Consider the following 25,994-nt stretch of genomic DNA (forward strand, 5'->3'; position numbering starts at 1 on the left):
ATTTTTTATTAAAATGCAAAAAGAATTTATTCCAAAATTGTTTTCGCTTTTAAAACAAGGGATATCTAAGGAAACCTTAATCAAAGACATTCTTTCTGGTTTAATTGTAGGAATTGTAGCACTTCCTCTAGCAATTGCGTTTGCAATAGCTTCTGGTGTTTCGCCTGAAAAAGGTATAATTACAGCTGTAATAGCTGGACTAATAATATCTGTTTTTGGTGGAAGTAGAGTTCAAATTGGTGGCCCAACTGGCGCTTTTATTGTTATTGTGTATGGTATTGTACAACAATATGGAGTTAACGGACTTACCATTGCAACTTTTATGGCCGGGTTCATTATTATTATAATGGGAATTTTAAAACTTGGAAACTATTTGAAATTTATTCCATATTCCTTAATTGTTGGTTTTACAAGCGGAATTGCTCTAATCATTTTTTCATCTCAAATTAATGACTTTTTAGGGCTTAATATTTCAAATGTACCTGCTCATTTTATAGACAAATGGATGCTGTATTTTAAAAGTTTCAGCAAAATTAATTGGGCTGCAATTATAATTGCTGGATCCACAATTTTACTTACAATACTCTTTCAAAAAAAGGCATATAAAATTCCAGGTTCAATAATTGCTATTTTGCTTTCAACTCTTGTAGTTCATTACTTTAATATTCCTGTTGCTACCATTGAAAGTAATTATGGCGAAATTCCAAACAGTTTAAGTTTACCATCACTTCCTAAAGTTAATTTTGAAATTGTAAAAGCGTTAATTCAACCAGCATTTGCAATTGCTATTTTAGGTAGTATCGAATCTCTGCTTTCTGCAGTTGTTTCAGACTCTATGATTGGTGGAAAACATCGTTCAAATATGGAGTTAATTGCACAAGGTGCTGCAAATATATTTTCCTCAATTTTTGGTGGAATTCCTGCTACTGGTGCAATTGCAAGAACAGCAACCAACGTTAAAAATGGTGGTAGAACTCCAATTGCAGGTGTTATTCATGCAATAGTTTTACTTGCTATTATGCTTTTATTTGCCCCGTATGCAAAACTAATACCAATGTCTTGTTTGGCGGGTATCTTAATTGTTGTGGCATATCATATGAGTGAATGGCGCCAATTTAGATCCATTTTAAAAGGTAATAAAACCGATATAATTATTTTATTTACTACCTTTTTTCTAACAGTAATTTTTGATTTAATTATTGCAATTGAAATAGGAATTGTACTTGCCAGCCTTATGTTTATGAAGAGAATGAGTGAATCTGTTCACGTTAAAAATATGTCTTCTGAAATTAGAAAAGGAGAACATCTTTTTGATGAAGAATTATCTAATTTACCAAAAGAAGTATTGCTTTATGAAATAAATGGACCTTTGTTTTTTGGAGCTGCAAGACAATTTCAAGAAACAATTACAACATTTAATAAAGATTATAAAGTTGTTATTTTAAGGATGCGTTATGTTCCAATGATAGATGCTACTGGGTTTCAAAGCTTAAAAGAAATAATTAAAACCTTTAAATCTGAAGGTGTTTTAATTATTTTATCAGGAATAAGTCCGGATTTGAGAGCTGATTTCAGGAAGCATGAAATTTATTCTATTATTGATCGAAAATATATTGTTACAAATATAAACATGGCGGTTTCAAGAGCTACGAAATACTTAGAATCAGGAGAATAATTAATTTAAATTAAGGTTTTTAATACATAATTATAGCTTATTCCTATAATTATGGCCAATCCAAAACTTAATAACGTACCAATTAATATATATTCGGTTAGTTTTCTATCTTCTGATTTTGATAAATCTCCAAACCTAAAAACCGATTTAGCGGCTAATAAAAATCCAATTCCTTGCCAATTATTTGTTATAACAAATATAAAAATAAACAGCCTCTCTAAAATACCAATATATTTTCCAGCGTCATTTAACGATTTTTTGTTTGAATTACTATCTAATTCCCATTTAGAAATAATTATTTTCATAACTATTGAAGAAACAGCTGTAACTAATAAAATGGCAATTATTAACAACAATATTTGAGGTTTATAAAATGCAGAAAAATTAATTTCATAAACTTTATAAATACGAACTACTCCTAAAATCACAAATAAATGAGCCAACTGATCCCATAAAAACAACCATCTAAAATTAACTTTTTTAGTTAAATATAATTTTGCCAAATCAATTAAATAGTGAGAACTAATAATTATTAAAATCCCTAGCCAATAGTTAAAATTGAATTGAAGTGCAACTAATAAAGCAATTGTATGAATTAGAATATGCCAATACAAATAAGGTGATTTATATTTTTTCTTTTCTTTACTCTTTACCCATTTATATGGTTGAAATACAAAATCTCCAACAATATGCGCCAGAAATAATTTTAAAAAAAACACTAACATAATTTAGCAATTTGGTTTCTATAATAGTTTTCCATCCCCATAACCTCCTCGTAACCAGATATTTTCAAACTTTCACTTATTGTACTTTGTGTTTTATTTACTAATTTGGCTAAATCTTTTTGAGTTAAATTAGGATTCTCTATTGAAATTTTTACAATTTCTGAAGATTTTTGTGTCCACCTATTTATAGTTAATTGTGCTAAATCAAATAATAAATTCATTTTTGTATCAAATTCAGCATTAGGAGATTTTACAGCTAATATACTTTTTTTTAAGCCTTCAAAACACTCTCCTGAATTTATAAATGCACTTCCATTTGAAGCTGTTATTTTCTCTGAAACATATGATTTTTCTCCAATACCAATTGCTAATTTTACATCAATTTCTTTTATAGTTTTAATGGTAGCTTTAATTAATAAACAGGCTAATAATGCTTCATCTGGTTGCACTTCTAATTGAAAACTATCTCCTCTGTAAATTTCCCATTGGGTTGGTTCTACCCCGTATTTATTTAATACACTTTTTAATTTAGGAATCCATAATTGTGGACCAACATTTCTTGAATTTATAATATCACCTGTTATTACACTTGTCATTTTAATAGTTCTTTTCCTCAAATATATTATTTTAATCACACAAAACAAAAATATATCGGTTATAAACCCTATATTTTAATATATCGGTTAAAAACCCTATATTTCAACAAATCGACTTTTAAGCATATATACTAATTTCCAAAAGCTGTAATTACCATTTTTCTAGAACCGCCATAATCTCTATGTTCACACAAATAAATTCCTTGCCAAATACCTAAATTTAAAGTGCCATTGGTAATTGGAATTTGAATTGAAGGTCCTAAAAGTGATGCTTTAATATGTGCTGGCATATCGTCTGAACCTTCATAAGTATGAATATAATAAGACATATTTTCTGGAACCATTTTATTAATATGACTTTCAAAATCAACTCTTACAGATGGATCTGCATTTTCATTTATAGTTAAACTTGCTGAAGTATGTTTAATAAAAACTTGTAATTGCCCAATAGAAATTTCCTTTAGTTTAGGTAATGCAATTAAAATATCTTCTGTAATTAAATGAAACCCTCTTTTTACTGGGTTTAACTGTATTTCTTTTTGAAAAAACTTCATTTTTATTGTATTACAACATTTACAATTTCATCAGCAATAGCTAAACAAGCCGTAGCAGCAGGAGATGGAGCATTTAAAACATGAATATTGTTATTGTGTTTCATAATTTTAAAATCATCAACCATATTTCCACTATAATCTATTGCTTGTGCTCGCACACCAGAACGAGCAACTTTAACGTCGTCAACAGTAACAGAAGGCATCATTTTTTGCAAAGCTTTTACAAACAAACGTTTTGAAAAAGCACGCTTATACTCGTCTATTCCTTTTCTCCAATGTTTACTAAATAATTTCCAAGTGCCTTTAAATTTTAAAGCCTCATAAGTATCTCTAACACTAAAACTAGTTTTTTTATAACCTTCACGTTTAAATGTAAAAACAGCATTAGGTCCACATTCAATACTTCCATCTATCATTCTCGTAAAATGAACTCCTAAAAATGGAAATTTAGGATCGGGAACAGGATATACTAAATTTTTAATTTTATGTTTGGCTTCCTTAGTTAACTCATAATAATCTCCTCGAAAACCTACAATATGTAAATCTAATTTTAAATTATCCTTTTCTGCCACTCTATCCGATTGTAAACCAGTACAAAAAACTACTTTAGTTGCTAAAAAATCTTCTCTTGACGTTTTTAAAACGGTGTTATCTTTATCAGCAATTACTTCTCTAACTTCACAATTTGGAATAAATTTACTTTTAGCATTAATAGATTTCACTTTAATTACCAACGCTTTACAAAGCCCCACATAGTCAATAATTCCTGCAGTTGGCACCCAAATTGCTTTTACACCTTCAATAAAAGGTTCTTTTTCTTTAATTTCTTCTGAAGAAAGAAACTTAATACCTTTAGTTTCATTTTCCAAACCACGCTCATATATACCCTCTAAAATAGGAATTTCTTCATCGCAAGTTGCAACAATAATTTTACCGCAAATATCGTGTTTTACATTATTTTCTTCTGAAAAATTAACTAGTTGTCTATGCCCATCTTTACAATTTTCAGCTTTATAACTTCCAGGTTTATAGTAAATACCCGAATGCATAACTCCAGAATTTCTTCCTGTTTGATGCATTCCTACATCTTCCTCTTTTTCAAGTATAGTAATTTTCTTATCAGGAAATTTTAATTGTAATTTATATGCTGTTGCTAAACCAACTACACCTCCACCAACTATAATAAAATCGGATTTATTGGACATATTTTGTTTTTCCAACAAAGTTCAGCAAAACAAAGGATATTAAAAAGAATATTGCCAAAAACAATACACTCCATTGCATCGAACCCGTTAATGAAATTAATAATCCAAAAATAATCATACCGAAAACTATTGCCAGTTTTTCAGCTACATCATAAAAACTAAAATATGTTGCATGATCTTGAGTATCTGGTAACAATTTTGAATATGTTGAGCGCGATAAAGATTGAATTGCTCCCATTACCAAACCAATTAAACCACCTAGTCCATAAAAATATAAATGTACATTTTCTTGATCCTTGTCCAACATAAACGCAATAAAACATACAATTGCCCAAATACTAATAGTAATTTTTAAAGTTGAAATATTTCCAATTTTTTTCGATAATCTAGAAAAAACATAAGCTCCTAAAATTGCAACAATTTGAACCAACAATATTACTGCAATTAAATCTAAAGTTGGTAAACCTAATTCTTTACTCCCAAAAATTCCCGCCATTAAAATTATTGTTTGTACTCCAACACTAAACACAAAAAAAGCAGAAAGAAAAAACTTTAATTCGGGATGAACCATCAACTCTTTACCAACAATTTTTAGTTCATGCAAACCTTTCCAAATTGGATGATTTGAAGGTTTTTTATCATAAACATTATTTGGTAGTCTTCGGTAAGTAATTTGGGCAAAACCAAACCACCAAACTCCTACCAATACAAAAGTTAAACGAGATGCCATTGCGGCACTTTCAAGTCCAAAAAACTCTGGTTTGTTTACCGCAACCAAACTTAATAGCAATAACAGTATAGATCCGGTATATCCCATCATAAAACCTTTAGCACTAACCCTATCTTGGTCTTCTGGAAAAGCAACTTCGGGTAAATAAGCATTATAAAAAACTATACTTCCCCAAAAACCAATACTCGCAAAAATTGTTCCTACGATTCCAACCCAAAGCGTATCTTTTCCTTCGAAAAAAAACAAACTAGCAACCGAAATTGATCCTAACAAACAAAAGAATTTTAAAAACTTTAATTTATTCCCCGTAAAATCAGCTATTCCAGATAAAATTGGCGACATAAATGCAACAATTAAAAATGAAAATGCTAAGGTATAATCATATAATGTGGTAGGGTTCCATTGGGTTTCTAAAAAAGCAACTTTTCCTTCGGTATTTGCAAATGACTCTGTAATTCCACTATAGTAAATTGGAAAAACTGCAGTACTAATTACTAATGAATAAACAGAATTTGCCCAGTCATAAAATGCCCAAGCATTTATTAATTTTTTATCACCTCTTTTTAGCATATGTATAAAATAAAAAAACCGTCCCTTAATTAAAGAACGGTTTACAATATACTATAATTAAATTTATTTCAAATTTTTAGTTAGCAGATGTTGTATTTACTGCATTATACTTTTTGGCCATTTTAACAGCTGTAGGTAAATAAGCTTTTAAGTTGGCAATTCTAGTTTGGTTTGAAGGATGTGTACTTAAAAATTCTGGTGGAGCACTAGATGCGTCAGCTCTTTGACTCATACGAATCCATACGTTAATGGCCTCTTCTGGTTGGTATCCTGCCATAATCATAAATACCATACCTAATTTATCTGCTTCTGTTTCGTGAGTTCTACTGTATGCTAGCATTCCTACCTGAGATCCAACACCATAAATTGTATTCCATAATTGAGCTGTTCTTGGATCTTTTTTTGAGGTTCCAATTGCAACTGCAATTCCACCCAATTGTTGTCCATATGCAGTTGTCATTCGTTCTTGTCCGTGTTTTGCAAATGCATGAGCAACTTCATGTCCCATAACTGCAGCAATACCATCTGTATTGGCACAAATTGGTAATATACCTTCATAAAAAACTACTTTTCCTCCAGGCATACACCAAGCATTTACTGTTGGGTCATTTATTAAATTAAATTCCCATCTATAGTTATTAGCCTCAGATACCATATTATTAGCTCTCATAAATTTATCAACTGCCTTGGAAATTCGCACACCAACAGATTGAACTTCATTCGACATTTTTAAATCTGATGAAATTTTATTTTCTTTTAAAAAACCGGCATATTGTTCAAAACTGGCAGGTAAAATTTGAGAATCACTTACTATATTTATTCTTTTTCTACCAGTAATTGGAACTGTAGAACAACTTACTATAAAAAGTAGCACTAGTGTTAACGATACGATTTTTTTCATTTTTTCTATTTTTCTTTGATTGTTTTTGACTAAAATTACAAATTCTATATTAATAAGCAAATTAATTTTTATAAATGAAATAAATCATTGACTGAATAAAATCCCATTTCATTTATAATAACAGTAATAATTTTGTAATTAATATTTTGACACACTTCTACTTCAAAAAGTCACTTATTTAACTATTAAAGGTTAGTAATCATCTAAATCCTTTTTATTATTTTAGCATTTATATTATTTCTTAATAATTCACTTAAAAATCCTAATGAATATTTCAGCAGTTCAATTTCATATTTCAATAAAAAACATTGTGTTTTTTATATTCATCACTCTTTCATTATCACTTTTTTCATGTAAGGAAAAAGAAACATATTCTCCCTTGGAAATAGCGTTAAAAAATCATAAACATGACGAAGGGTTTATTGGATCGTCAAAATGTGCAGATTGCCATAAACCCGAATATGATGATTGGATAGGATCAGACCATCAATTGGCAATGCAATTACCTACAGATGAAACTGTTTTAGGTAATTTTAATAATACTAAACATATTGCATATGGTGTTACAAGCAAATTTTTTAAAAGAGATAGTTTATTTTTTGTAAATACCCAAGGACCTGATGGTAAGTATAAAGATTTTCAGGTTAAATATACTTTTGGTCATTATCCGCTACAACAATATCTAGTAATTTTTCCTAAAGGCAAATTACAAGTATTAACCCCTTTTTGGGATTCACGTGCAAAAGAAGATGGAGGACAAAAATGGCAACATTTATATCCTGATGAATTTATCGCTTCTCACGATGAACTTAACTGGGGAAGATCGCTACAAAATTGGAATTATATGTGTGCGGAATGTCATTCTACAAATGTTAAAAAAGATTACAATCCTAAAACAATGACCTATAATACTCATTTTGATGAAATAAATGTTTCTTGTGAGGCCTGTCATGGACCTGGAGATATTCATGCAAAATGGGCCGAACAAGATGAAAAAGAAGATTTACCTAATATGGGATTGGTTTTTGATATTATGGATCGAGATTCTGCTGTTTGGAATATTGACCCAAAAAGTGGATTGGTTACGCGAAGCAAACCTCGAGATAATAAAATGCAGGTTGAATGGTGTGGGCGTTGTCACTCTAGAAGAACTCAATTAACTGATGAATATACTTTTGGTAAAGTACTCGAACATACTCATATGGTATCTACATTAGATTATCCATTATACAACGATGACGGTACAAATAACGACGAAGATTATGTTTATGGTTCTTTTCTTCAAAGTAAAATGTATCAAAAAGGTGTAATGTGCAAAGATTGCCATAATGTGCATAGCGGAAAATTAAAAATTCCGAAAGATAATGTTTGTTCTCAATGTCATATGCCCGATAAATACCAATCAACCGATCATCATAAACATAAAGTAGATGGCGAAGGTGCAAGTTGTATTAGTTGTCATATGCCAAAAATTACAATAATGGTTGTTGATCCTAGATCTGACCATAGTTTGCGTATTCCAAGACCTGATATAAGTGTGAAAACTGGAGCGACCAATGCTTGTAATAATTGTCATACGGACAAAACAAATGAGTGGTCTCTAGATCATTTTAGAAAATGGTATGGCAATAAATATGATACCATTCCTCATTTTGGATTTGCTTTTAATAAAGTTAGAAACAATAAACCGAATGCACAGGATGAGTTAAATGCGGTTATAAAAGATAAAAATATTTCGGATATAGTTTTAGGTACAGCTATTAAATATCAAGATTATCAAAACAACTCTCTTGCTTTTGACAATCTAAGTATGGCTTTAAAATCACAAAGTCCATTGGTAAGACGGGCCGCATTGGAATCCATAAGATCATTATCCAAAGAAATTCAACAGCAATATGCAATGCCGCTAGCTAACGATACAGTTACAAGTGTTAGACATATAGCAAATAGTTTTTTATATGATATGCCTACAGATAATTTATCACCCGAAAAACAACAAATCATTAAGCAGGCTAGGAAAGAATATATAACACAGCTTTTGTATTGGCAAGATCGCTCATTAGGACAATCTTCTTTAGGAGTTGCTGCAATTGGGTTAAATAAATTAGACCAAGCCGAAAACTATTTTAAAAAGGCCGTTGAATTGGATACCTTAAATTTAATTGTAAAGGTTAACTATGCCGACTTAAAAAGATTGAAAGGAGAAAACGAAGAAAGTATTAAGCTATTAAAAGAGGTGCTTTCCATTAATAAGGAATTTTCAATTGCGTACCAAGCCTTAGCTTTTGCATACATAAGAGCTAACGATAAAAATAACGCTTTAAAAACATTGAAAGAAGCAACAAAGTTTGCGCCAACAGACCCACAAAATCATTATTATTACGCAATTATGCTAAATGATATGGGAAATTATAGTGGAGCACTTAAAGCCTTGGAATATGGATTGAAAAAAAATGTAAATGATGAAAATTTATTAGTTTTATCTTATTCTATTTATAGAGATCAAAATAAACTTAATAAAGCCGGTGAATTAGCTAAAAAACTTATTGAGTTATTTCCAAGTAATAAGAATTATCAGCAATTGATAAAAAATTAATTTTATTTGTAAGCTATTTTGTTTTATATCGACCTAAATTATCTAAATATTAGCAAATGAACTATTTTTATTTAATTGTAATTTTGTTATTTGGTTTTAACGGAATTTCACAGGAAAAAGAAAAAACTATGACTAAAAAAGTAGAAAAATCTGATGAAGAATGGAAGCAAATTTTAACTCCACAAGAGTACTATGTTTTGCGTCAGAAAGGAACAGATAGAGCTAGTGAAGGAGGATTAACTTCTCATTTTGAGAAAGGAACTTATATTTGTACCGGTTGTAAAACCAAACTTTTTAAATCTAATAGTAAATTTGAATCTCATTGTGGTTGGCCATCTTTTGATGATGCTATTGACGGTACAGTAGAATTTGTTTTGGATAAATCTCACGGAATGATAAGAACCGAAATTATTTGTAAAACTTGCGATGGTCATTTAGGTCATGTTTTTAATGATGGGCCAAAAGAAACAACGGGACAGCGATACTGCGTGAATACTTCTTCGATAAAATTTATTAAAGATTAAAAGAACATCTCTAATTTTAAATAAATAGATATTAAAATGTAAAAAACATGGATATTTTTTATATCCATGTTTTTTTGTATTTGTTAGTTCACTCCAATTTTCCAATGTTGAGAAATTACAGAATTTGTAAAGGATCTCCAATCGTCCAAAGCTCTTTCCCAACTTCCTGGACCATTTATTTCTTCATATGTTTCTCTAATTTCGCTATTTTCATCATCTAACTCTGCCCAGTTTTTAAAAGGCCAAACTATGGCAACATCTCTACCGTCATTATCTGAAAATTGATTGTTAAAAACTCTATAAAATATATCGCCTCTTTTCTCATTAGCCTCTTTAACTTTTTTCATGAATTCGGTAAATTTATTGTATTGACCACTTTCAATATCTAAAAACCAAATAGTTTCATATTTTGGAACAACATCACCTGGAACAGATATTTTCTCATTATATCTCCAATATTCAGTTCGTCCATATTTAGCTACAGTAGGAGATACATTTTTATCCCAATGCGCTCTATGTGCATCATCTTCTGGTCTATTATCCAAATTTGAAAATGTACATGGACCCATAATCCAAACGTACCAACCTGCTTCCTTCCCTGTTAAAATGTAATCTAATGAAGCTCTAAATGGCCCATCTTTGTGGTACTTTGCATTATGTTCTTTAACTGAATTTTCAAAATTCTTCTCCATTCCTATTTTTGGAAGCATAAAAGTTATTTCTACCATTGAATAAGATTCTTTTTCATCTTGTGCAAATGTAGTTGATGAAGATAATAGCGCTACTGACAAAAATAGTAGCGACAATAATGTTGCTTTTGTTTTCATAATTAATTGTTTTTAGTTAGTTAATTAGTTAATAAAATATATATCAAATATTATTGATATCAGGATAAAAAATGAGGTTAATTTGGTGGGCAAAATTTTAAATCAATTTAAGGGGTAATTGATTTATTTATGTAACTTTTATTACTTAAGATCACTAATATAGTAAATATTAAACACTTATAAAAAATAAACATTGTTTTTATAAAACAAAAAAAAACACCTACAACTTAAAATTAAGCTATAGATGCTTTTATAAACAAACAAATATCTATTATTTTAAATCCACAAAAACGGGTTTTGGGATTGTGATTTTGTCACTATACATTTGCCATAATTTATAACCTCCGGCTATATTAACTACGTTTTTAATTCCATTATGACGTAATATTAATTCTGCCAAATAACCTCGTAGTCCTTTTTGACAGAAAATTAATACTGGCTTATTTTTATTTTTTATAATTTCTATATTATTTCGAATACTATCTAATGGATAACTTAAAGCTTCAGGAATTGTTCCTTTTTCATACTCATCTACGGTTCTAACATCTATCAATAAATATTCTGAAGACTTTTTATCATTTAAATAAGATTCCAATTCTTCAATAGACATTTGAGTACTATTTTCATTTAAAATATTCTCTGAAACAAAACTTGAAACCACAACCGGATCTTTTGCCGGTGAATATGGAGGCGCATAGGCCAAATCTAATTGTGCTAAATCAGAAACTTTTAGTTTTGCATAAATAGCCGTACTTAAAACATCAATGCGCTTATCAACACCTACTTCACCAAATAATTCTGCACCTAAAATTACTTCGCTTTTGGAATCGTAATAAATTTCTGTAATTAAATCTTTCTGTCCAGGGTAATAACCAGGTGTTGCACCTGCAATAGTTAAAACGGTTTTGAAAGAAATGTCTAAATGTTTTAGAGCTTTCGGATTCATACCGGTTCTAGCCAGTGTATAATCAAAAACTTTTATAATCGCAGTTTTATAGGCTCCTTTAAACTCAATGCTACTTCCAACGGCATTTGCCCCAGCAGCTCTCCCCGCTTTGTTTGAATGAGTTCCTAATGGGAAATAATCAAATTTTCCGGTTTGAATATTTTTAATAGAAACATTATCTCCCGCGGCATAAACATCATTAATTGATGTTTCCATTCGTTCATTTACTTTTAGGGCTCCATTAGTTATATGTTCAGCTCCGTTTTCAATTAGCAATTCAGTGTTTGGCTTTATTCCAACACTTAAAATAACAAAATCTGTTTTTACAGTTTTTCCGTCCTCTATTATTACTTCGGAAATTTTCCATTCATCATCTAATTTAAATTCTGAAACCAATCCACTTGTAATAACTTCAATTCCTTTATCTTTTAAAACTTCTTCTGCAAACTTACCAAATTTAGGCTGCCACATGTTTAAAATTTGATTGTCGCCTTCAATTAAAGTAACTTCCTTGCCCGCGTCGCGCAAATTTTCTGCAACTTCAACCCCAATTAAGCCTGCTCCAATAACTGTTATATGTTTTGATTGTGAAGCTAACCCTTCTTCGGTAATTTTATCAAAATCAATCATTGATCTGCAAGTAGACCAATTTGTTGATTTTTCAATATTCTTTATTGGAGGAACAATTGATTTAGCTCCAGTAGCAAAAACTAAAGTATCATAACCATAATCTCCTTTTTTGGAATAAACTACTTTATTTTTTGTATCTATTTTAATTATTTCTTCGTTTAAACGAACATCAATATTAAAACGCGATTTTAACAATTCTGGCTTTACAACTATTAGGTTACTTCTATCTTCAATAACACCCGAAAATGCATAAGGCATACCACAAGTTGCATAACTTATATTTGCCCCTTTTTCAAATAAAATAATTTCGGCCGTTTCATCCTCTCTTCTGGCTTTCGCAGCTGCAGATGGTCCTGCTGATAAACCTCCAATTACTATAACTTTTTTCATTTCTTTTAAATATTTCTGCAAATTTTAGATAATTATTTAAACTAGAGCGTTACTATTATTACTATTACGTTTGCGTAAATTTTTTCTATAACTACCTTAAATCCCAAATCAAAAATAATAATTCAATAATCTTAAATATGTTTAATCAAGATTTAATAATCAATTGTTGATAATTAAAAATTTGTGTTCTAGGGTTAAGAAATTAATCTTTTAAGAATAAGATAAAATGATGTTTAATAAAATATTTTCTTATCCATTTTTATTATATTTGCAATTCTCAAAATTAAAGCGAAAACATGTTTAATAATTTAAGTGATAAATTAGATAAAGCTCTCCACGTATTAAAAGGACACGGTAAAATTACAGAAGTAAATGTTGCCGAAACTTTAAAGGAAGTACGTAGAGCACTTTTAGATGCCGATGTTAACTTTAAAATAGCTAAAAACTTTACAAATACTGTTAAAGAAAAAGCGTTAGGACAGGATGTATTAACATCCTTAAACCCTGGGCAATTAATGGTAAAAATTGTAAAGGATGAATTAACTGAATTGATGGGTGGTGAATCTGTTGGAATTAATCTATCAGGAACACCTACAGTTATTTTAATGTCTGGTTTACAAGGATCGGGTAAAACAACTTTTTCTGGTAAATTAGCAAATTACTTAAAAACTAAAAAAAACAAGAACGTTTTATTAGTGGGTTGCGATGTTTATCGTCCTGCTGCCATAAATCAATTACAAGTTGTTGGAGAACAAATTGGTGTTGAAGTTTATGCTGAAGTTGGAAATCAAAACCCTGTAGAAATTTCAGAAAATGCAATTAAACACGCAAAGGCTGAAGGTAAAAATGTTGTAATTATTGATACGGCGGGTCGTTTAGCAGTTGATGAAGCTATGATGACTGAAATTTCAAACATTCATAAAGCTGTAAATCCACAGGAGACCTTATTTGTTGTGGATTCTATGACTGGACAAGATGCTGTTAATACTGCAAAAGCGTTTAATGATATTTTAAATTTTGAAGGTGTTGTACTTACAAAATTAGATGGTGATACCAGAGGTGGTGCTGCATTATCAATTAAATCGGTTGTAGATAAACCTATTAAATTTATTGGTACTGGTGAAAAAATGGAGGCAATTGATGTTTTCCATCCAAACCGTATGGCCGATAGAATTTTAGGAATGGGAGATGTTGTATCGTTAGTTGAGCGAGCTCAAGAACAATACGACGAAGAAGAAGCTCGTAAAATTCAAAAGAAAATTGCCAAAAACCAATTTGGTTTCGATGATTTCCTGAAACAAATTCAGCAAATCAAGAAAATGGGTAATATGAAAGATTTAATGGGAATGATTCCTGGTGCTGGAAAAATGATGAAAGATGTGGATATTGATGATGATGCATTTAAAGGTATCGAAGCTATTATTCATTCAATGACTCCTGGTGAAAGAACTGAACCAAGAACAATTAATGCTAGTAGAAAAAAGAGAATTGCAAAAGGATCTGGAACATCTATACAAGAAGTAAATCAATTACTTAAACAGTTTACTCAAATGAGTAAAATGATGAAAATGATGCAAGGTGGTGGTGGCAGGCAAATGATGCAAATGATGAAAGGAATGGGTAAATAAAAATTACAAGGTGAACCGATAAAGTTTACCTTTTTTTATACTGAAAACTATATTAATATGATTTTATTAGACGGTAAAAAAACTTCAGCAGATTTAAAACTAGAAATTGCTGAATCTGTAAAACAAATTAAGGCTAAAGGTGAAAAAACTCCTCATTTAGCAGCAATATTAGTTGGAACCGATGGAGCGAGTATGACTTATGTAAATGCAAAAGTAAAGGCTTGTGAATTAGTTGGTTTTAATTCTACATTAATTGATTTACCTGAAGAAACTACGGAAGAAAAATTGTTAGAAGAAATTGAAAAACTAAATACAAACCCAGATATAGACGGTTTTATTGTTCAATTACCTTTGCCAAAACATATAGATGAGCAAAAAGTTTTAATGGCTGTTAATCCAGATAAAGATGTTGATGGATTTCATCCAACCAATGTTGGAAGAATGACACTTGATTTACCTTCCTTTTTACCTGCAACTCCTTTCGGAATTTTAGAATTATTAGAACGATATAAAGTTGAAACTTCAGGTAAAAATGTTGTTGTTATTGGAAGAAGTCATATAGTTGGTCGTCCAATGAGTATTTTAATGAGTCAAAAACGACCTGCTGGTGATGCAACTGTAACTGTAGCTCATAGTAGAACAAAAAACTTAAAAGAATTAACATTACAAGCAGACATAATTGTCGCGGCTTTAGGTATTCCCGAATTTTTAACTGGTGATATGGTTAAAGATGGTGTTACCATTATTGATGTTGGAATTACACGAATTAGTGATACTACTAAAAAAAGTGGATATCGCTTAGCTGGTGATGTTCATTTTGAAAGTGTAGCTCCAAAATCTGCCTATATAACACCTGTTCCTGGTGGAGTTGGACCAATGACAATTGCAATGCTTATGAAGAATACTCTTTTAGCTTGCAAACAAAAATCTTAAAATACTTTTAGTATATTAGTCAATAAAATTGTTTTTTTGACTGAATCATACTTTTTAAAATACAACCAAGATTTTGAAATGTTTGGCAATCAACATGTGATTGCCTTCATTTTTTATCTTATTTTTGGTATCTTATTAATAAATTGGGCTAAAAATATCAATCAGAAAAAACAATATATTGTTGGTAATATTTTAGCTTTCTCTTTATCTACAACAGTAATTGTTTGGACATTTCTTAAAATTTATTTAAACGGTTTTAATATAAAAGAAGACCTTCCTTTGCATCTTTGCAATATAATTGCTCTTTTACTTCCCGTATTTTCAATAACGAAAAACAAAACTATTTATGAAATACTTTTTTTTTGGATTTTAGCAGGAACATCTCATTCTGTTATTACTCCAGATTTACGAAATGGGTTTCCTAATTTTGTGTTTTTTAAGTATTGGCATGTACATGCTGGATTAATAATTTTTATTCTATATGTTACGTTTGTATATAATTACAAACCAAGATTAAAAAGTGTATTTAAATCGTTCTTTGCGTTACAGATTTATATAATTCTTATGTTTTTGGTTAATTATATTACCGGTGCAAATTATTTTTATACAAATCATAAGCCAATAGGTCCAACTGCATTGGATTATTTGGGTAATTGGCCTTCATATATTATTGTTGTTGAGTTAGTTTTGTTACCTTACTTTTTTCTATTTTACCTTCCTTTTTCTTTTCAAAGATCCGAGAAAAATACTTGATTTTTTAATTCGTTTTAATCCTCTCTATTCACTAAGTCCATTGAAAAAGCAGGTAAACAAATTGCTAAATATTCACATTCTACTTCAAAAGGATTTGAATATTTAATTCTTGTTCCTTTTTCAATTTTTATTGATTGCCCAGCATTTAAAATTACTATATCACCTTCTATATTAAACTGTTTTTTACCTTTAATTATGTATGTGTATTCATCAAATTTAGGAGTTTGAAAAGGTTCAGACCAATTTGGAGGTGCAATCATATGAGCAATACTTAATTCGGATACAATACTAGCCAAACCAAAATGTTCTTCTATTAACTTTCCATCTGTTGTTGGAACAATGAAAGGTGTTTTTTGAATTTTATATTTTTTCATTCTATAAGTTTTTCAAAACTAAAAATAAAACAATTCTCTATTTAAACAATAATTTTTCCATCTTCCATTCGTATTATTCTATCAGAACGACTAGCAAAGTCATCATCGTGTGTTACAACTAATAATGACAATCCTTGCTCCACACTTAATTCTTTAAAAACGTTAAATACGTTTTCAGAATTATGACTATCTAAGTTTCCTGTGGGTTCATCTCCCATAATTATTGACGGATTGTTTATTAATGCTCTTGCAATGGCTACTCGCTGTTTTTCACCCCCAGAAATTCTAGATGCTCTTTTTTTTGCTAAATGATCTATATGTAACATTTTTAGTTTTTGTAATGCATCAAATTCTATTTCTTTAAATGTTTTTCTTCCTAGTTTTTTAGCTGGTAACATAACGTTTTCCAAAACCGAAAATTCTGATAATAAATAATGGAATTGAAAAACAAACCCTATATGTTTATTTCTAATGGCCGATAATTCTTGTCTTGAATTACCTGTCACCAATTGATTATTTAAAAACAATTTTCCAGTATAATCATTATCCATAGTTGACAAAATATACAATAATGTAGACTTTCCACAACCCGATTTCCCCATTATTGAAACAAATTCTCCTTTAGAAACTTTAAAATTAATATCCTTTAAAACATGAAAAAGTACAGGTTTTTTAAAGTATTTATTAATATTATTTGTTTCTAAAACTAAATTCATATTATTGACCTCTTATAATGGTTACAGGATCTATTTTTTTTGCCTTTTGAGAAGGAAAATATCCTGCAAAAAAAGTTGAAATAAAAGCAAATGAAATTCCAATTACATAATTCCAAATATTGAAAATTACAGGATAGGTTTTAACCGTTGGTAGAGCTTGTGTTTCAAAAGGAATATTATCTATTAAATTAGATAAACCGTAACCAACTACTAAACCAAATATTCCTCCCACAATTCCAATTATTATTGCTTGTAACATAAATATTAATTGCACATCAGTACCAGAAAAACCAGTAGCCATCAATATTGCTATATCGTTCATTTTTTCATAAATAAGCATATTTAAAATATTATATATACCAAATCCCGCTACTATTAACAATGTAATTGAAACCGCATAGGTAATTAAATTCCTAATAGATGTTCCTGTTTCAAATTGAGCATTGGCGGTATTTATATCAACAGCGGTTAAATTAAACTGTTTTTCAATGTTTTTTGCTAATAAAAATGCTTTATCAATATTATTTAATTTTACGTTAATATCGGTTATATAATTTTGCGGAACTCCTAATATGCGCTGTACAGTTTTAATGTTAGCAAAACTCTGAATCGCATCAATATCTGCAATTCCACTTTGATACAACCCTACAATTTTTAAAGGAAAAACACCTCCATCAATGGTACTTATTTGCACTCTATCACCAACCCGTAGTGACATTTTTTTTGCAATTTCAATTCCTAATAAAACTCCGTTTGAGTTATTATGAAGCTCATTTGAGGATCCTTGAACAATATAATCATCTAATTTAAAATAAGTTGCTTCCTCCAATGGTTTAATTCCCGTTAAACTTCCTGCCATTTCAATAGATCCAGCTATATAAAATATTTGCGATTTTAACTGCGGTAAAACACCTAATGCATTTTCATTTTCTTTTAAATAATTTATAATAGGAAATGCATTATGAATCTTTTTTTGATTCATTTTAGGCTTTATAGAATGTACAACATTAAAACTATTTTTAAATTTATCATATAAATTTAATGGTTGCCTATCTGATGGTTCGATTTCATTATAAATATGAATGTGAGGTGTTAAATTTAAAATTAAATCATCCATCATTTGATTTAATCCTGACATAAAACTAACTAAAGTAATATATGCTCCTATTCCAAAAGTTACACCAATTGCAGCAGTTGATGTTTGCTTTATTTTGGTTAGCAAATGTGTTTTTGCAATAGATGCTATTACATTCCAGTTTGTCATTATTTTGGTTTATAAATAATTGTATTTTCCGAGATTCCAGAAACCACCTCAATAAATTCCATATTTTGTAATCCAGTTATTACTTTCTTTAAACCATTTGAAGTTTTAATTTCATTATTTTCGGTTAAATATATTTTTGGTATCGTTAAAACATCTTTTTTAGTTCCTATTATAATGTTTGCTTCACCTGATAAACCTGGATATAATTTACTTGGCGATTTAGTAAAAATTGCATCAACTTTAAATGTTTGGTTTCGTTCATCTTTTTTGGGGTAAATTTTTGAAATCTCACCTTCAAAAACTTCATCTTTATATGCATCTAAACTTATAATTACCTGTTGATTTTCTTTAATTTTTACTATATCAACTTCATCTATCAGCATTTCAATTATAAAAAAATTTGCGCTCCCTATAATTGCTAAAGATTCAAAATTAGAAACAATCTCTCCAGGCATTTTTGATAATTCATATACTTTGCCAGTTATTGCACTTTTAATGGTAAAATCTTCGGTGTTATTTTTAGATGATTTATAATTATTTTCCGCTTGTTGAAGAATAGAAAGTAATTCTTTTTTAGTTCTATTATACTTTCCCTCCAACAATTGTAAGTTGTTTTTAGATAACCGAAAATTTAACTTTTTTGCATCGAATTCAATGTTAGAACCTATTCCTTTATCCCACAATCTCTTTTGTCTAAAATAATTTATAGAGTCATTTTTAAATTTTAAATCTGCTGCTATTATTTCATCTTTTATTCCATCTAAAATTGCCGCACTTCCTTCATAGTTTTCCTTAGCTAGGTTAAAGGCCAATTTTGCATTTTTAGTATTTAATAATGGAGTCGTATTTGAAATTTGAAGCAATAAATCATTTTTATTAACCAAATCTCCTTCTTTTACAAAATTAAATTCTAATATTCCAGAAACAATACTGTGAACATTATACAAACTATCGGGTTGAATTATTACAGAAGCATAAACCGACTCTACCATATCTTGTTTTATAGGTGAAAATTTTTCTTCACTATTATCACAAGAATAAAATAATTGAAAAGCTGAAATAATAATAAAAAAATAGATAGAATAAAATTTGCTTTTGTTTATTTTCATAAGCTGAAAACTTATAATTGACTACTAAATTTACGCATTAATCCTTTATATTACAATTATTTATTCTCATTTGTTTTTTGTAAATTAGATATGATTGTAGCACCTAATTTATTCATTAAATTCTCTAAATATGAAACTTACTTTTTATGGTGGAGCAGGCACAGTTACCGGGTCCAAAATGTTACTTGAATTTAATTATAAAAAAATATTAATTGATTGTGGATTGTTTCAAGGATTAAAGGAATTAAGAAAAAAGAACTGGAAACCACTTCCTTTTAATTTAAAGGAATTAGATCTGGTAATTTTAACTCATGCGCATTTAGATCATTCTGGCTATATACCCGTACTTGTTAAAAATGGTTATAATGGGCCTATTTATTGCACTTCGGCCACAAAAGATTTAACCAAAATAATTTTGCTTGATTCTGGTAAAATTCAAGAAGAAGATGCGCGTAGAGCAGCTAAATATCAATATTCCAAGCGCAACAAACCATTACCATTATATACTGTTGAAGATGCAAAAATTGCATTAAAAAATTTTAAAATTGTTGAATCCAATAATTGGTATAAAGTAGATGACGAAATTGAATTTAAATTTTTAAATAGTGGTCATATTTTAGGTAGCGTTTTTGTTTTACTTAAAGTTAACGGTAAAATAATAGTTTTTTCTGGTGATATTGGTAGAAAAGATCCAATATTACTTCCTAAATTTGAATATATTGAAAATGCCGATTATTTGATACTAGAATCCACCTATGGAAACAGATTGCACGAAAAAACTTCGATAAATGAAAAATTACTAGAATATATTAATCATACTTACAAAAAAGGTGGGATATTAATAATACCAACATTTTCAGTAGAACGAGCTCAAGAAATTATTTATTTATTAAGTTTATTAAAACAAAAGAATAAGCTACCTAAAATACCTATTTATTTAGATAGTCCAATGGGTGTAAATGCCACTGATGTTTATTTTTCTCATTCCAACAATCACAAATTATCATCAGAGGATATAAAAAATATGATAGATACTGTCCAATTAATTAGTGACGTAGAAATTTCTAAATCAGTAGTCAATGATAATAATCCAAAAATTGTACTCGCTGGAAGTGGAATGATAACGGGTGGTAGAGTATTACATTATTTAGATAAATGCATCGAAGATAAAAAAAATAGTATTTTAATTGTAGGGTTTCAAGCAGAAGGAACACGTGGACGATCTTTACTATCCGGAGATCCCGAACTAAAATTCTTTGGAAAGTATTATAAAATTAAGTCCGAAGTTTTTAAAATTAATGCATTCTCTGGTCACGCAGATCAAAACGAATTAATAGATTGGCTAAAACATTTTAAAAAACCGCCTAAACTCACCTTAATAAATCATGGTGAACCACATCAAAGTCAAGCTTTAAAAATTAAAATTAGAACAACTTTAAACTGGAAATGTACTGTTGCGAAATTGGATAATGAGTATTACTTAGACTAATAATAATAATAATAATAATAATAAATCTAAAAGCAATTGGAGGTTCAAAATTTTCAGTATTCAATTTTGGAAACGGTAAAGAACCTCCATAGTTTTTTTTTAGAAATTTTGTTTCAAATTAATTAAACCAAATAGTAAAATATTTTATTCGCGCAATATCAGGTATTTGATCAATAGAAACTTGTTCCCTACTAAAACTATTCAAACCTAATTCTTTTTTATCAATAGAAATTGTTGCGTTCAATTCATCAATAAAAAGCGTTGCCGAGGTTAAAGTAGTTTCAACTTTGTTAACCATATAGTTTTCATTAATTTCTTTAAATGTAGATTTTAATGATATTCCCCTATCCGTTTTATAATTTGAATCAAAAATTTGGACACTTTTTATTTTGGATATAGAATCACTCTGATTATCAGGTACAATTTCCAACATTTTCTTTCCTGCTTTGGAATAAACAATGAGTTCATTTGTTGAATTTAGATTTAACTCCTTGTCATCCAAATTTTCTATACCACTTATTGCAATAGAATCATTTTTAAAGATAGAATTTAGCTCTTGTACAGTAGTTTTCTTATTTATATTACCTACATTTCCTTTTTTTATTAGAAATTCATTATCATTTCCACATCGTATAAATATGATAGAAACTAACAATAAAAAAACTTTTTTCACTAATGACATAAAACAGATAAATATTTTTAAATTTATAATATAACGAAAGAAACCAATTAATATTTGATTTACATAACTCTCTTTAATATTCCCAAAACTCCTCTAATAAAAGTTGCACTTGTTACTACTTTTAAAATTGGGTTCATTCGAGTACTTTTTCTTCCACTTCTACTAGAAGACCTTGTTGATTTTGAAGCTTCTTTTTTCTTTTTTTCAACTTCTTCTTTTTCATTAATAGACTCAATCTTTTCATTTAACAATTCATAAGCACTTTCTCTATCAATATCTTCATTATACTTATAATACAATCTAGAATTATCAATTAATTGTTTTAGCTCTTTATCTGATAAAACGTCCATTCTACTCATTGGCGCTCTCATCATTGTAGCTGCTAACGGTGTTGGAATACCCTTTTCATTTAGTGCTGATACAAATGCTTCTCCTATTCCAAGTTGTGTTAATGATTCATCAACATCATAATATTCGGTGTCTGGATAATTTTCTGAAGCAAGTTTAATTGCTTTTCTATCTTTTGCCGTAAAAGCTCTTAGTGCATGTTGCACTTTTAAACCCAATTGTGCCAAAACATCTTCTGGTATATCTTTTGGATTTTGAGTTACAAAAAATAATCCAATTCCTTTAGAACGTATTAGCTTAACAATACTTTCAATTTGAGACATTAAAGCTTTAGACGCCTCCTTAAATATTAAATGAGCTTCATCAATAAAAATTACTAATTCTGGTTTTCCACTATCCCCTTGTTCTGGAAAGGTACTATAAATTTCAGCCAATAATTGTAACATAAATGTAGAGAACATTTTTGGCTTGTCTTGAATATCTGTTAAACGTAAAATTGAAATAACCCCTTTACCATCTTCATCTTGTCTTACCAAATCCTTTACATCAAAAGAACGCTCTCCAAAAAACAAATCACCACCTTGTTGTTCTATTTCAACCAACTTTCTTAAAATTGCTCCGGTACTCATTGTAGAAATTCTACCGTACTCTGCTTGCAACTCCTCTTTGCCTTCGGCCGTAGCAAATTGTAAAATTTTCTTAAAATCTTTTAAATCTAAAAGAGGTAACTTATTATCATCACAATACTTAAAAATTATTGAAACAATTCCACTTTGAGCTTCCGTTAAATCTAATATTCGTGACAACAATACAGGTCCAAATTCAGATATAGTTGCTCTTAAACGAACACCATCTTGTTCTGAAATAGATAATAATTCAACTGGAAACTTTTTTGCTTCAAATGGTAATCCAATAGCCTCATGACGCTCATCAATTTTTTTATGCCCAGGACTAGGTTGTGCCAAACCACTTAAATCACCTTTAATATCCATCAATAAAACCGGTACTCCTTTTTCTGAAAGATTCTCAGCCATGACTTGTAACGATTTTGTTTTACCAGTACCAGTTGCACCAGCAATTAAACCATGCCTGTTTAATGTTTTCAATGGAACATTTACAAAAGCATCTTTCAAAGTTTCACCATCTAAAATAGCAGAGCCAAATGTTAAATAATCACCTTTACATTTATATCCTTCCGTAATAATATTAAAAAAATCTTCCTTTCTACTCATTATATATTTTTTGATAAAAATAACATATATAAGTCAAATTAAAAATTTCAATAGAAATTATATTCCATTATTTTAATATAAAGCTAATGTCTATATTTGCACCATGAAAATTAGTGCCCAAATTCAAGAAGAAATAAATAAAGGTGAAATGTTGCCTTTAATGGAAGAATTTTACACAATTCAAGGTGAAGGATTTCATACTGGGAAAGCCGCCTATTTTATTAGAATTGGAGGTTGTGATGTTGGATGCCATTGGTGCGATGTAAAAGAAAGTTGGAATGCTAATTTACATCCTCCCACAAAAACAGATTTAATTGTTGAAAATGCCAAAAGCTACGCAAATACTGTTGTTGTAACAGGAGGTGAGCCTTTAATGTGGAGCTTGGATTATATAACTTCTCTACTTAAGAAAAATAATATTAAAACTCACATCGAAACTTCAGGTGCATATAAATTAAGCGGAAATTGGGATTGGATTTGCCTTTCTCCAAAAAAAACTAAAATGCCATTAGAAGGCATATATAAGGTTGCTAATGAACTTAAAATTATAATTTCCAATAAACACGATTTTATATTTGCTAAAAATGAAGCTGCAAAAGTATCAGAAAATTGTGAATTGTTTTTACAACCAGAATGGAGTAAAAGAGAAAAAATGACTCCTTTAATTGTTGAATTTGTAATGAAAAACCCACATTGGAAAATTTCATTACAAACTCATAAATATTTAAATATCCCTTAAGATTCCCTAATTCTTTTCTTAACTATTTTTAAAATTATTTCAAACTGTTCTTCTAAATTCAAATCAGAATTATCAATTTCAATCGCGTCATCAGCTTTGTATAAAGGTGAATCTTTTCGAGTTGAATCAATATAATCTCTATATTCAACATTTTTTAAAATCTCATCAAATGAAACATCATCACCTCGTTTTGTTAATTCATCAAATCGTCTTCGAGCTCTTTTCTCTGCAGAAGCATTCATAAATAATTTCAATTCAGCCTTTGGAAAAACAACAGTACCAATATCTCTTCCATCCATTACTACACCTTTTTTTGCTCCCATCTTTTGCTGCTGTTCAACCAAAACTTTTCTTACCTCAGAAATAGCCGCTACTTTACTTACCAACTTCGAAACCTCTAAAGAACGAATTTCTTTTTCAACATTTTTACCATTCAAATACATCTCCCCAAAACCAAGTAATGTGTTAAATTTAAACTCTAATTGTATATCCTTTAAATTTTTAATAAGATCATTTTGATTAAAAATATTTTCCGTAATAAAACCATGCTCCATCGCAAAAAGCGTAACCGCTCTATACATTGCACCAGAATCAACATATACATATTCCAACTTATTTGCCAATTCCTTGGCAACCGTACTCTTTCCAGTAGATGAAAAACCATCAATTGCAATTGTAATTCTTTTCAATTTTAATTCAAATTTATTAGTAAACTAAATGTACTAGCATTGGATGCTGGATGATACTTTGAAAATGCATAATTAAACCTAATTTTTTTCATTCTTATTCCAAAACCAGCAGTAAACCCCGAAAAAGTTCTCTTATCAATCAATTTAAACTCCTTCGATCTTCTAAAATTATATCCTAACTGTATATTAAATACACTTTCTGAAAAAAGTTCAGCACCAATAGAAACGTGTCTCAATGCATTATCAAAAAAAGATATTTCTTCTTTCGTTTTATTTCCATCTATATCAACAATATCATTTGAAGGATTACTTTCAGAAATATTCCATTTCTGAATATTATCAATTGTACAATACCACTTTAAAGGAACATTTTCAAGTTTATAAGAAACTCCAAAATCCACTTGTGTAGGGAAATTCTCTTTTTCCTCATCATATGCCGATATTTGCGACCCCATGTTCCTAACAACCAATGTAACAATGTAAGGACTTGAATCATTATAATAAATAATCCCAAAATCCAGAGCTAACCCAAATGAAGAATAATTCTCAATTACAGAATTAATAAATTTCAAACTACCACCAACTTGAACATTTGAATTAAATAAACGATGTGAGTATGCAATAGCTAAAGATGCATCATAAGCTCCAAAACTACCTGTTTCTTCGCCTAACTCATTGGCTCCAATAAACTTCCCATAATTCAAGTAATTAATAGAAGCATGAACAGTACCAATCTTATCATTAAGATTCACGGCATAAGCTGCTGACAAAAAATTTACATCACTTAAATAATTTAAATAACCAACACCTAAATTATTGTTTAATCTCTTATTAATCGTGGCTGGGTTCCAATTAGGTTGGTTAACATCATCTATTAGAGTAAGTACTTTTCCTCCAAGTGCTGTTTGACGTGCTGAGCCAGTTAAATTTAAAAAATTATAAATACTCTCACCCCCAACTTGAGCAAACAAGCTGTTAAAAGTTAATAAAAAAATGATAATTATTCTTTTCATAAATGAATTACAAAATAAAACTAATTAAATTTCCCACCATACATTTTGGGTTAATTTTTTTCAAAAAAAATAACAAACAAAAAAAAAACCTTCAATAATTAAATTGAAGGTTTTTCAAAAGAAAGGCGGTGACATACTCTCCCACCATAGTGGCAG

Annotated in this window: 24 protein-coding genes; 8 read left to right on the forward strand and 16 right to left on the reverse strand. The window is 29.4% G+C overall.

Annotation, left to right across the window (positions count from 1 at the left end; genetic code table 11):
• Positions 1-13: 13 nt before the first annotated feature.
• A complete protein-coding gene (locus Q0776_RS16150) occupies positions 14-1,675 on the forward strand; it encodes a SulP family inorganic anion transporter (protein WP_298370529.1) in 1,662 nt (553 codons plus the stop codon).
• A 5-nt stretch (positions 1,676-1,680) separates the two neighbouring features.
• Here the strand turns inward: Q0776_RS16150 and Q0776_RS16155 are convergent, their stop codons facing one another.
• From Q0776_RS16155 to Q0776_RS16180, 6 genes are all read right to left on the reverse strand, one after another.
• Positions 1,681-2,400, reverse strand: coding sequence for a DUF3307 domain-containing protein (locus Q0776_RS16155; RefSeq protein WP_298370531.1), 720 nt, complete (start codon positions 2,398-2,400; stop codon positions 1,681-1,683).
• Complete coding sequence (locus Q0776_RS16160; RefSeq protein ID WP_298370534.1) at positions 2,394-2,996, reverse strand: SatD family protein; 603 nt, start codon at positions 2,994-2,996, stop codon at positions 2,394-2,396. The genes Q0776_RS16155 and Q0776_RS16160 overlap by 7 nt, the downstream gene beginning before the upstream one ends.
• A gap of 131 nt (positions 2,997-3,127) precedes the next feature.
• Positions 3,128-3,550 carry a secondary thiamine-phosphate synthase enzyme YjbQ gene (locus Q0776_RS16165; RefSeq protein ID WP_298370537.1) on the reverse strand — a complete coding sequence of 141 codons (423 nt, stop codon included), beginning with the start codon at positions 3,548-3,550 and terminating at the stop codon, positions 3,128-3,130.
• A gap of 2 nt (positions 3,551-3,552) precedes the next feature.
• Entirely contained in the window at positions 3,553-4,755 is a 1,203-nt protein-coding gene (gene lhgO / locus Q0776_RS16170) for an L-2-hydroxyglutarate oxidase (RefSeq protein WP_298370540.1), read from the reverse strand.
• A complete protein-coding gene (locus Q0776_RS16175; protein ID WP_298370543.1) occupies positions 4,745-6,055 on the reverse strand; it encodes an MFS transporter in 1,311 nt (436 codons plus the stop codon). Before Q0776_RS16175 ends, lhgO begins: the two co-directional genes overlap by 11 nt.
• A 76-nt stretch (positions 6,056-6,131) precedes the next feature.
• Positions 6,132-6,956 carry a M48 family metallopeptidase gene (locus tag Q0776_RS16180; protein ID WP_298370547.1) on the reverse strand — a complete coding sequence of 275 codons (825 nt, stop codon included), beginning with the start codon at positions 6,954-6,956 and terminating at the stop codon, positions 6,132-6,134.
• 265 nt (positions 6,957-7,221) lie between these two features.
• On the opposite strand from Q0776_RS16180, the gene Q0776_RS16185 reads away from it, so the two are divergent.
• Together Q0776_RS16185 and msrB are read left to right on the forward strand one after the other, a co-directional pair.
• On the forward strand, positions 7,222-9,552 hold the full coding sequence (locus Q0776_RS16185) for a tetratricopeptide repeat protein (protein ID WP_298370550.1): 2,331 nt from the start codon (positions 7,222-7,224) through the stop codon (positions 9,550-9,552).
• A gap of 56 nt (positions 9,553-9,608) precedes the next feature.
• Positions 9,609-10,076, forward strand: coding sequence for a peptide-methionine (R)-S-oxide reductase MsrB (msrB, locus tag Q0776_RS16190; RefSeq protein WP_366139411.1), 468 nt, complete (start codon positions 9,609-9,611; stop codon positions 10,074-10,076).
• Between the two features lie 83 nt (positions 10,077-10,159).
• On the opposite strand, the gene Q0776_RS16195 is transcribed toward msrB, so the two are convergent.
• Both Q0776_RS16195 and Q0776_RS16200 read right to left on the reverse strand, forming a co-directional pair.
• Positions 10,160-10,903: a hypothetical protein gene (locus tag Q0776_RS16195; RefSeq protein ID WP_298370553.1), complete on the reverse strand. Its 744-nt coding sequence runs from the start codon at positions 10,901-10,903 to the stop codon at positions 10,160-10,162.
• A 271-nt stretch (positions 10,904-11,174) separates the two neighbouring features.
• Positions 11,175-12,869 (reverse strand): FAD-dependent oxidoreductase, encoded by a 1,695-nt coding sequence (locus Q0776_RS16200; protein WP_298370555.1) that lies wholly within the window; start codon positions 12,867-12,869, stop codon positions 11,175-11,177.
• 296 nt (positions 12,870-13,165) lie between these two features.
• Here Q0776_RS16200 and ffh point away from each other — a divergent pair, with 296 nt between their 5' ends.
• From ffh to Q0776_RS16215, 3 genes are read left to right on the forward strand one after another with little or no spacing between them, the layout of a single operon-like run.
• The gene (gene ffh / locus Q0776_RS16205; protein ID WP_298370558.1) at positions 13,166-14,497 is read left to right on the forward strand and encodes a signal recognition particle protein; all 1,332 of its coding nucleotides are present in this window, start codon (positions 13,166-13,168) and stop codon (positions 14,495-14,497) included.
• A gap of 57 nt (positions 14,498-14,554) precedes the next feature.
• Entirely contained in the window at positions 14,555-15,430 is an 876-nt protein-coding gene (locus Q0776_RS16210; RefSeq protein WP_298370561.1) for a tetrahydrofolate dehydrogenase/cyclohydrolase catalytic domain-containing protein, read from the forward strand.
• 36 nt (positions 15,431-15,466) lie between these two features.
• A complete protein-coding gene (locus tag Q0776_RS16215) occupies positions 15,467-16,183 on the forward strand; it encodes a TIGR02206 family membrane protein (RefSeq protein ID WP_298370563.1) in 717 nt (238 codons plus the stop codon).
• 14 nt (positions 16,184-16,197) lie between these two features.
• Here Q0776_RS16215 and Q0776_RS16220 read toward each other — a convergent pair whose 3' ends face one another.
• From Q0776_RS16220 to Q0776_RS16235, 4 genes are read right to left on the reverse strand one after another with little or no spacing between them, the layout of a single operon-like run.
• Positions 16,198-16,557, reverse strand: coding sequence for a cupin domain-containing protein (locus tag Q0776_RS16220; protein ID WP_298370566.1), 360 nt, complete (start codon positions 16,555-16,557; stop codon positions 16,198-16,200).
• A 41-nt stretch (positions 16,558-16,598) separates the two neighbouring features.
• A complete protein-coding gene (locus tag Q0776_RS16225) occupies positions 16,599-17,273 on the reverse strand; it encodes an ABC transporter ATP-binding protein (RefSeq protein WP_298370569.1) in 675 nt (224 codons plus the stop codon).
• Between the two features lies 1 nt (position 17,274).
• Positions 17,275-18,537 carry an FtsX-like permease family protein gene (locus Q0776_RS16230; protein WP_298370572.1) on the reverse strand — a complete coding sequence of 421 codons (1,263 nt, stop codon included), beginning with the start codon at positions 18,535-18,537 and terminating at the stop codon, positions 17,275-17,277.
• A complete protein-coding gene (locus tag Q0776_RS16235) occupies positions 18,537-19,646 on the reverse strand; it encodes an HlyD family efflux transporter periplasmic adaptor subunit (RefSeq protein WP_298370575.1) in 1,110 nt (369 codons plus the stop codon). The genes Q0776_RS16230 and Q0776_RS16235 overlap by 1 nt, the downstream gene beginning before the upstream one ends.
• A 130-nt stretch (positions 19,647-19,776) precedes the next feature.
• On the opposite strand from Q0776_RS16235, the gene Q0776_RS16240 reads away from it, so the two are divergent.
• Positions 19,777-21,135, forward strand: a complete 1,359-nt coding sequence (locus Q0776_RS16240) for an MBL fold metallo-hydrolase (RefSeq protein WP_298370578.1) — start codon at positions 19,777-19,779, stop codon at positions 21,133-21,135.
• 118 nt (positions 21,136-21,253) lie between these two features.
• Here Q0776_RS16240 and Q0776_RS16245 read toward each other — a convergent pair whose 3' ends face one another.
• Both Q0776_RS16245 and Q0776_RS16250 read right to left on the reverse strand, forming a co-directional pair.
• Entirely contained in the window at positions 21,254-21,817 is a 564-nt protein-coding gene (locus Q0776_RS16245; RefSeq protein WP_298370581.1) for a hypothetical protein, read from the reverse strand.
• A 59-nt stretch (positions 21,818-21,876) separates the two neighbouring features.
• A complete protein-coding gene (locus Q0776_RS16250; RefSeq protein ID WP_298370584.1) occupies positions 21,877-23,397 on the reverse strand; it encodes a helicase HerA-like domain-containing protein in 1,521 nt (506 codons plus the stop codon).
• 103 nt (positions 23,398-23,500) lie between these two features.
• Here Q0776_RS16250 and Q0776_RS16255 point away from each other — a divergent pair, with 103 nt between their 5' ends.
• Complete coding sequence (locus Q0776_RS16255; RefSeq protein ID WP_298370587.1) at positions 23,501-24,136, forward strand: 7-carboxy-7-deazaguanine synthase QueE; 636 nt, start codon at positions 23,501-23,503, stop codon at positions 24,134-24,136.
• Here the strand turns inward: Q0776_RS16255 and cmk are convergent.
• Both cmk and porQ read right to left on the reverse strand, forming a co-directional pair.
• Positions 24,133-24,825: a (d)CMP kinase gene (gene cmk / locus Q0776_RS16260; RefSeq protein ID WP_298370590.1), complete on the reverse strand. Its 693-nt coding sequence runs from the start codon at positions 24,823-24,825 to the stop codon at positions 24,133-24,135. The two genes, Q0776_RS16255 and cmk, sit on opposite strands and share 4 nt — an antisense overlap.
• A 2-nt stretch (positions 24,826-24,827) precedes the next feature.
• On the reverse strand, positions 24,828-25,838 hold the full coding sequence (porQ, locus tag Q0776_RS16265) for a type IX secretion system protein PorQ (RefSeq protein WP_298370593.1): 1,011 nt from the start codon (positions 25,836-25,838) through the stop codon (positions 24,828-24,830).
• Positions 25,839-25,994: the final 156 nt, after the last annotated feature.

This window comes from uncultured Lutibacter sp. (genome assembly GCF_947495725.1).
GTDB lineage: Bacteria > Bacteroidota > Bacteroidia > Flavobacteriales > Flavobacteriaceae > Lutibacter.